The sequence below is a fragment of the Trueperaceae bacterium genome (genome assembly GCA_031581195.1).
Taxonomy (GTDB): domain Bacteria; phylum Deinococcota; class Deinococci; order Deinococcales; family Trueperaceae; genus SLSQ01.
The window spans coordinates 1-7,503 of the sequence record JAVLCF010000112.1; the positions used below are offsets into that span (position 1 = coordinate 1).

At 73.1% G+C, this 7,503-nt stretch carries 6 protein-coding genes; 4 read left to right on the top strand and 2 right to left on the bottom strand.

Annotated features, from left to right (window positions below; genetic code table 11):
- Together ftsH and glgC are read right to left on the bottom strand one after the other, a co-directional pair.
- Window positions 1–1,954 (bottom strand): ATP-dependent zinc metalloprotease FtsH (gene ftsH, locus RI554_09570; GenBank protein ID MDR9392262.1); only part of this gene is annotated, 1,954 nt, incomplete at its 3' end.
- 136 nt (window positions 1,955–2,090) lie between these two features.
- Entirely contained in the window at window positions 2,091–3,338 is a 1,248-nt protein-coding gene (glgC, locus tag RI554_09575; GenBank protein MDR9392263.1) for a glucose-1-phosphate adenylyltransferase, read from the bottom strand.
- Window positions 3,339–3,479: 141 nt separating this feature from the next.
- Between glgC and RI554_09580 the strand changes: the two genes are divergently transcribed.
- From RI554_09580 to RI554_09595, 4 genes are all read left to right on the top strand, one after another.
- Complete coding sequence (locus RI554_09580; GenBank protein MDR9392264.1) at window positions 3,480–4,001, top strand: hypothetical protein; 522 nt, start codon at window positions 3,480–3,482, stop codon at window positions 3,999–4,001.
- Complete coding sequence (gene rlmN / locus RI554_09585; GenBank protein ID MDR9392265.1) at window positions 3,998–5,068, top strand: 23S rRNA (adenine(2503)-C(2))-methyltransferase RlmN; 1,071 nt, start codon at window positions 3,998–4,000, stop codon at window positions 5,066–5,068. Before RI554_09580 ends, rlmN begins: the two co-directional genes overlap by 4 nt.
- Window positions 5,069–5,115: 47 nt before the next feature.
- Window positions 5,116–6,678: a tetratricopeptide repeat protein gene (locus RI554_09590; GenBank protein ID MDR9392266.1), complete on the top strand. Its 1,563-nt coding sequence runs from the start codon at window positions 5,116–5,118 to the stop codon at window positions 6,676–6,678.
- A gap of 100 nt (window positions 6,679–6,778) precedes the next feature.
- Window positions 6,779–7,503: SPOR domain-containing protein (locus tag RI554_09595; protein ID MDR9392267.1), on the top strand; the 725-nt coding region annotated here is incomplete at its 3' end.

The following is a 7,503-nucleotide window of genomic DNA, read 5'->3' on the forward strand; positions in this document are numbered from 1 at the left end:
GTTCCGGCCGTTCCTCGGCGGGGGTCTCGGCGTCGTCGGCCTCCTCCGCCTCGGCGGGGTCGTCCTCCTCGGCGGCGGGTTCCTCGGCCTCGCGGGTCTCCTGCACGAGCCAATCGACGATCTCCTGCGTCGGTTCGCCCGCTTCGCTGCGCTCGTACGCCTCGTGAATGAGGCGCCCATCGATCGTTTCGCTCCGCAGTAGCGCCTGCGCGACCGCTTCGACGGCGGGCCAGTGCTCGTCGATCAGGCCGCGACAGCCGTCGTACGCCTCCTGCAGCATCTGCGAGACCTGCCCCTCGAGTTCGCGGGCGGTCTCCTCGCTGAAGTCCTTGCGGCGCGAGATCTCCCCCCCGAGGAACACGGGGCCCTGGTCGGACCCCCAGGCGACGAACTCCGCGTCGCCCATCCCGAGGTCGAGCACCATCTGCTTCGCCGTTTCGGTGGCCTGCTTGAGGTCGTTGCTGGCGCCGGAACTGAGGGTGCCGGTCACCTTCTTCTCCGCGACCCGCCCACCGAACGCGACGATGAGCTGCGCCTTGAAGCGGTCGACGCTGTGGAACATCTCCTCCTTGGAGAGGGGCGCCATGAAGCCGCCCGCGCCTCCGCGCGGCATGATCGTCACCTTCCGGATCTGCCCCAACGCCTTCTGCGCGGCGAAGGCGACGGCGTGCCCCGCCTCGTGGTACGCGAGGATCTTGCGTTCCTCGTCGCTGGGCACGAGGCTTCCGCGCCGCAGGCCGAGGGTGATCCGGTCGAGCGCTTCGTTGAAGTCCAGCCAGCGGATCTTCTTCCGGTCGGACCGCGCGGCGACGAGCGCCGCTTCGTTCGTGAGGTTCTCGAGGTCCGCGCCGCTGAACATCGGGGTCGCTTCGGCGAGGCGGTGCAGGTCGACGTCGGTCTCGGTCGGTTTGCCGCGCACGTGCACGCCGAGGATCTCCTCGCGTTCGCGCATCGTCGGGAGGCCGATCGTGACCTGCCGGTCGAAGCGGCCCGGTCGCAACAGCGCCGGGTCGAGGATGTCGGGGCGGTTGGTGGCGGCGACGATGATGACGCTCGTGTCCTTCTCGAAGCCGTCCATCTCCGACAGGATCTGGTTCAGGGTCTGTTCGCGTTCGTCGTGCCCACCGCCGATGCCGGCGCCCCGGCGGCGGCCGATCGAGTCGAGCTCGTCGATGAAGATGATGGCGGGGGAGGACTTGCGGGCCTCCTCGAACAGGTTCCGCACGCGGCTGGCGCCGACCCCGACGAACATCTCCATGAACTCCGAGGCGCTGACGGTCAGGAACGGCACGCCGGCCTCCCCCGCGACGGCGCGCGCGAGGAGGGTCTTGCCGGTCCCGGGCGGGCCGACGAGCAGCATCCCCTTGGGGATCTCCGCGCCGATCTCGTGGTACTTCTGCGGGTTCTTCAGGAAGTCGACGACCTCGAGCAGCTCCTGCTTCGCCTCCTTGTGGCCGGCGACGTCGTCGAACGTCGTGTCCACCTTGTTTTCGCGGCCGTACGTCTTGGCCTTGGACTGCCCGAACTGCATCACCTGACTCGGGCCGCCCTGCGCGCGCATGAAGATGAACCAGAAGAACGCGATCAACACGACGATCGGCAGGATCGAGACGAGGAACCCGACCCACTGCGAGGGGTTGCGGACGGTGACGTCCGGGACCTGCGCCTCGAGGTCGGCGACGAGGTCGTCGGTGATGATCGCGGTCGTGTCGAAGCGCTCGATCGTCCGCGCTTCGCCGTCGATCGTCACCTGCGTCGGGCCGGTCAGGGTCCCCTGGATCTCGCCGGTGGAGCGTTCGATCGTCATCTCCGCGACGCGACCGTCCGCGACGAGCTGGCGGAAGGTCGTGAGGTTCACTTCGCTGCCGCCGGTGCCGGTGCCCAGCTGGTTGACGACGAAGATGCCCAACACCAGCAGCATCACGATCAACCAGGGATTGAACGGTCGTTTCAAGGAAAGCCTCCGTCGTGCGCCACGGGCGCGGAACCTTCGTCCCGCCGGGCGCGGCCCGAGAAGCGTAGCACCGGCCCGTCGCGGCCGGCTGTAAGCCGCGGGACGATGCCGGGGTGGGGCGTCCGCCCGCCGCGGGTCAGAAGCGGTACGCCTTGGGCACCGCCGTCACGCCGCTCGCCGTGACGGTGAAGCCCCGGGCCCGGTCCGCTTCGGCGTCGACGCCGATCTCCGTGCCGTCGGGGACCTCGACGTCCTTGTCGATGATGGCGTTGCGGACGACGCAGCGGCGTCCGATGCTCACGTCGTCGAACAGGACCGAGCGCTCCACCGTCGCGGCGCCGTGGACGCGGGCGCGGCGCGACAGGACCGAACGGTGGACCGTCCCTCCGGACACGACGACGCCCCCTGCGACGAGGCTGTCGACCGCGGTGCCGGGCCGGTCGTCGGCGTCCTGCACGAACTTCGCCGGGGCGCTGTACTGCGCCGACGTCCGCAACGGCCAAGCGTCGTTGTAGAGGTCGAACTCCGGGTCGCCCGCCACGAGGTCCATGTTGGCCGCGTGGTAGCTGTCGAGGGTCCCGACGTCCCGCCAGTACGTGTTCGGTCCGGCCTGCCCGGGGATGGGGTTGCGCGCGAAGTCGTAGGCGAACAGGCGCCGCCCCTGCGCCAGCGCGGTCGGCAGCACGTCCTTGCCGAAGTCGTGCTCGCTGCCGTCGTCCGCCGCGTCGGAGGACAGCATCTCGAACAGCGCGTCGCGACTGAACACGTAGTTCCCCATCGAGGCGAGCGCCATCGTCGGGTCGCCCGGCATGGGGTTCGGCGCGCTCGGTTTCTCCTGGAACTCGGTGATACGGAAATCACGGTCGGCCTGCAGGACCCCGAAGCGCGTCGCGTCGGCGACCGGCGTGGGGTAGGCGGCGACGGTGACGTCGGCGCCCTTGTCCAGGTGGTACGCGATCATGTGCGAGATGTCCATCTTGTAGATGTGGTCGCCGCTGAAGATCGCGACGAGGTCGGCGTCGGCCGCGTCGATCAGGTGCAGGTTCTGGTAGATCGCGTCCGCCGTCCCCCGGTACCACTCCGCACCGAGCTCCTCGTAGAGGTACATCTGCGCCGGCGCGAGGGTGATGAAGTAGTCGGAGAGGATCCCCCCGAAGCGCCAGTTGCGTTGGATGTGCTCGGTCAGCGACTGCGCCTTGAACTGCGTGAGGACGTACATCCCGAAGATGCCGCTGTTGATCATGTTGTTCAGCGCGAAGTCGATGATGCGGTACTTGCTGCCGAACGGCACCGCCGGTTTCGTGCGTTTCCACGTGAGCGGGTGCAGGCGCGAACCTTTGCCGCCGGCGAGCACCATGCCCACCGCCTTGTGCCGAATCGTCATGCGGTCGCCTCCTCGGGCGGTCGCGAAGGCCCACGCCCCCGCGCGAGCGCGGGCCGTGGGCGGGAGCGGGACGGACCCTCCCATCGTATCCGGTGTCCCGGCCCGCGGTACGTGCCCCGCGCAGCAGGTAGCCTCGCCAGCGTGGAGCACGTCCTCGAATACCAGGATTACCTGCTGGCCTACCGCCTCCGCGCCCTCGTCGGGGGGGCGCTTCGGCCCGCCCGACGCGAACTCGGGCTCGCGGAGTACGCCGCGAAGCGGCTCGAACGCCAGCGTCTCGCCCGCGACCTGCTCGGGCGCGACGACTACCGCGACGACATGCGGCGCGTCGACGCGCTCACCGACGAGCTGAACTTCGGGATGTGGCACAACCCCGGCGAGACCGTCGCGCTGCTCCGCAAGGTCGCGGCGGCCGGGGGGAGCGCCGCCCTCGAGAGCGAAACGGGGTTCGTCGAGGCGCTCCTCACCCGGCGCGAACGCGCGCGGCTCGGCGAGGCGGGCGCCCACCGCCTGGCGCGCTACTACCTGGCGCTCGTGCGCGCCAGCGCCGCCTACCTCGATCCGGAGATCTTCACGCGCCTGCGCGACGAGATCGATCCCGGCCGTCCCGACCTGCCGATCTTCGTCGAGCTCGGCGAGGGCGAGGACGCGACGCCCGCATGAGCGCCGACGTGCCCCTCCTGCTCGACCTGCCGCTCGACGACCTCCCGGCCGAGGCGGGCCGCGGCTACCGCCGCGACCAGCTCGCCCGCTGGCTGTACGCCCGCGGGGCCGGCGACGTCGACGCCATGACCGACCTCCCCCGCAGCTGGCGCGCGGAGCTCGCCGCGGGGTGGCGGGTCGACCCGTTCGACGGCTTCGAGCGCTTCGCGTCCAGCGATGGGTCGGTCCGCTACCTGTTCACGCTGCCCGACGGCCGCCGCACCGAGGCGGTGTACATGCCCTACGCCCGCCGCACGACGGTCTGCATCAGTTCGATGGTGGGCTGTCCGGCCGGCTGCACCTTCTGTGCGACCGGAGCGCTCGGCTTCGGGCGCAACCTCACGCGCGGCGAGATCGTGGGGCAACTCCTCGCCGTCGCCCGGGCGGAGGGCGTCGAGCCCACCGCCATCCGCAACGTCGTGTTGATGGGGATGGGGGAGGCGTTGTTGAACTACGACGCGGCGGTGTCGGCGATCCGGACGCTGATCGACCCGCGCGGCCTGGACCTGTCCCCGCGCCGCATCACCCTCTCCACCGTCGGCCTGCCCCGCCGCATCGAGCGGTTGGCGGGGGAGGGCCTCCCGCTGACGTTGGCGGTGTCCCTGCACGCGCCCGACGACGCGACCCGCCGCACCATCATCCCGACCGCGCACGCGCACGACGTCGACGACGTCATGGCCTCGCTGCACGCCTGGTACGCCGCCACCAAGCGGCGCGTGTCGATCGAGTACACGATGCTGCGCGGCGTCAACGACGCGCCGTGGCAGGCGGACGCCCTCGCCGACCGGCTCGAGGGGTTGTTGTCGCACGTGAACCTGATCCCCTTCAACGTGTGGGACGGCAGCCCCCAGGCCGGCAGCGACCGCGCGACGATCCAGGCGTTCCGCACCCGCCTCGAGGCGGCGGGCGTGTCGGTGTCGGTGCGCTTCAGTCGCGGGCAGGACAGCGGCGCGGCCTGCGGCCAGTTGTCGTGGCAGCAGCGCGGGACCGCGACGCCGAACGCCACGCCGAACGCGTCCGTGGGGTGAGCGCGAGCGTCACCGCCCCGGCCCACGGCCCCGTGTAGACTCGCGCCATGCTTACGTCACTGCGTTCACGACGCGTCGCCGGCCTCCGCGTCGGGGCGCTCCTCGCCGCCCTCGCCCTCGCCGGACCGGTGCAGGCGCAGGACGGCGCGACCGACGCCGCGCCGGACGTCGCCGCCCTGCGCACCGCGGCGGAGGCCGCAGGCGACGACCCGGCGCCGTGGACGGCGCTCGGCAACGCCCTCCTGGAGAGCGACCCGGAGGACGCCGGCGAGGCGTTCCTGGAGGCCATCGCGCTCGACTACCGGACGTGCGACGCCCACTTCGGGCTCGGCCTCGCCGAAACCGCGCAGGGCGACGTCGAGGGGGGCCTGTTCGCCTTCGACGAGGTGGCGCGCCTGTGCCCCACGCGGTTCGACGGGCACTACAACCGCGGGGTCACCCTCGCGCGCCTGGGGCGCGCCGAGGCGGCGGTCGCCGCCTTCCAGCGGGCCCTCGAGGAGGCGGACCCCGGCGAAGCGAGCGTCGACGACCGCGTCGCCGCCTGGCGCGGCGTCGCCACGCAACGCGCCCGCGTCGGCGACGCCGACGGCGCGGCGGCGGCGTACGCCGACGCGCGTGCGGTCCGTCCGGGGGACGCCGACCTGATCTACCTGCACGCCGAAGCGCTGCACGAGGCCGGGCGGGGGCTCGAGGCCCTCCCCGACCTGACGGAGTTGGCGCGCGAGGGGGCGGAGGCGCGGGTCGACGTCCTCGTCGCCGACGTGTACGCCGCGGCGGGGCGCCTCGAGTACGCCCTGCGGGGCCTCGAGCGGGGGATCGAGCGCGCCGCGGCCGCCGGCGACGACGCCGGCGAAGCTGCCCGCTGGCTGGCGCTCGGACGCCTGCAGGACGGCGTCGGGCGCCGCGAAGCCGCCGCGGAGGCGTACCGCACCGCGGTCGCGATCGACCCCACCAGCGCCGAGGCGTACACCGCGCTCGGTCGCACGCTCCTCGAGGCGGGCGACGCGGCGGGCGCCGCGTCGGCGTTGGCGCGCGCCGCGGAGATCGCCCCCGGCGACCCCGCCATCGCGCTCGTGCAGGCGAACGCCCTCGCTGCGCAGGACCGGCACGCCGACGCCGTCGCCGCCGCCCGCCGGGCGCTCGCGAGCGCGCCGGACGACGCGACCGAGGTGCGCCTCGAGGCCCAGCGTCGGGTCGGGCGCAGCGCCTACGCGCTCGGGGACCTGGCGGCGCGCGACGCCTGGCGCGTCGTGACGGACGCCCGCCCCGACGACGGCAACGCCTGGACGTGGGCGGGCCTCGCCGCGTACGCCGACCAGGCGTACCCCGCCGCCGTCCGCGCCCTCGAGACCGCCACCAACCTGGAGCCCGACGACCGCGTCGCGCGCCGCAACCTGGCGGCGGCCTACCTCGCGGTCGAGCGCTACGCCGAGGCGGAGAACGTGTACGCGTTGCTTCTCGAACAGACCCCCGACGACGCCGAAGCGGCGTACCACCTGGGGTGGGCCCGCTGGTCGCTGGAACGACCCGACGACGCGCGCGACGCCTGGGCGAACGCATGCGATCTGGGGTACGGTTCGGCATGCGACGCGTTGGACGACCTGTTCTGACGCGCGGGTCCGGCCGGCGCCCGACGGACGCGAGGGGGCGGGCCGGAGCCCGACGGGGCCGCCCCACGAGGTGCGGGGCGCGGCCGGGAGGAGCGACGCCGTGGATTGGTTGAGACGGAATTGGCCCGATCTGTTGATCGGGGTGGCGCTGATCGCCGTGATCGCCGGCATCGTCACGACCCTGCTGACCGGAGGGTCGCTCGTGCCGGGGGGCGGCTCGACGCCGGCGGCGACCCCGCCGGCCGACGCCGACGTCGCCGTCGTCCCCGGCGACGACGCGGACACGGCCGAGGCGCCCGCGCCGGGTGAAGGGGCGCCCGCGGAGGCGGACGAGGACGCCGCCGACGCCGACGCTGCCACCGACGTCGACGCCGACGCCCCCGCCCGCGTGGAGCCGGTCGACCCCGGCGCCGGCCTCGACGCCCCCGCGACCCCGCCCGGCGCGCCCGACGCCGACGCCGAGGAAGCCGACGCGGACGCGCCGCCGGAGCCGGCCACGGACGCGACGGACGACGCGCCGGACGACGCGCCGGACGAGGCGGCGGTCGCCGCCCCCGCAGCGGACGTCGACCTGGCCGCGGACGCGCCCGACGCGCCGTACCGCGTGGCGGTCGGCACCTTCACGGCGCGCGAGAACGCCGAGACGCTCGCCGCCACCTTCCGCGAGGACGGCTACCCCGTCTTCCTCGGCACGCAGGACGATCTCGTCGTCGTGCTCGTCGGCCCGTACGACGACGCCGACCGCGCCGACGACGTCGCGGCCACCATCCGCGCCGGCGACTACGGCATCGAACCGCTCGTGTACCGCTTCGAGCCCGACGCGAC

Excerpts from the sequence above, each read along its gene's own strand:
- RI554_09590 (MDR9392266.1), top strand. The coding sequence starts at position 5,116 with ATGCTTACGTCACTGCGTTCACGACGCGTCGCCGGCCTCCGCGTCGGG.
- glgC (MDR9392263.1), bottom strand. The coding sequence starts at position 3,338 with ATGACGATTCGGCACAAGGCGGTGGGCATGGTGCTCGCCGGCGGCAAA.
- rlmN (MDR9392265.1), top strand. The coding sequence starts at position 3,998 with ATGAGCGCCGACGTGCCCCTCCTGCTCGACCTGCCGCTCGACGACCTC.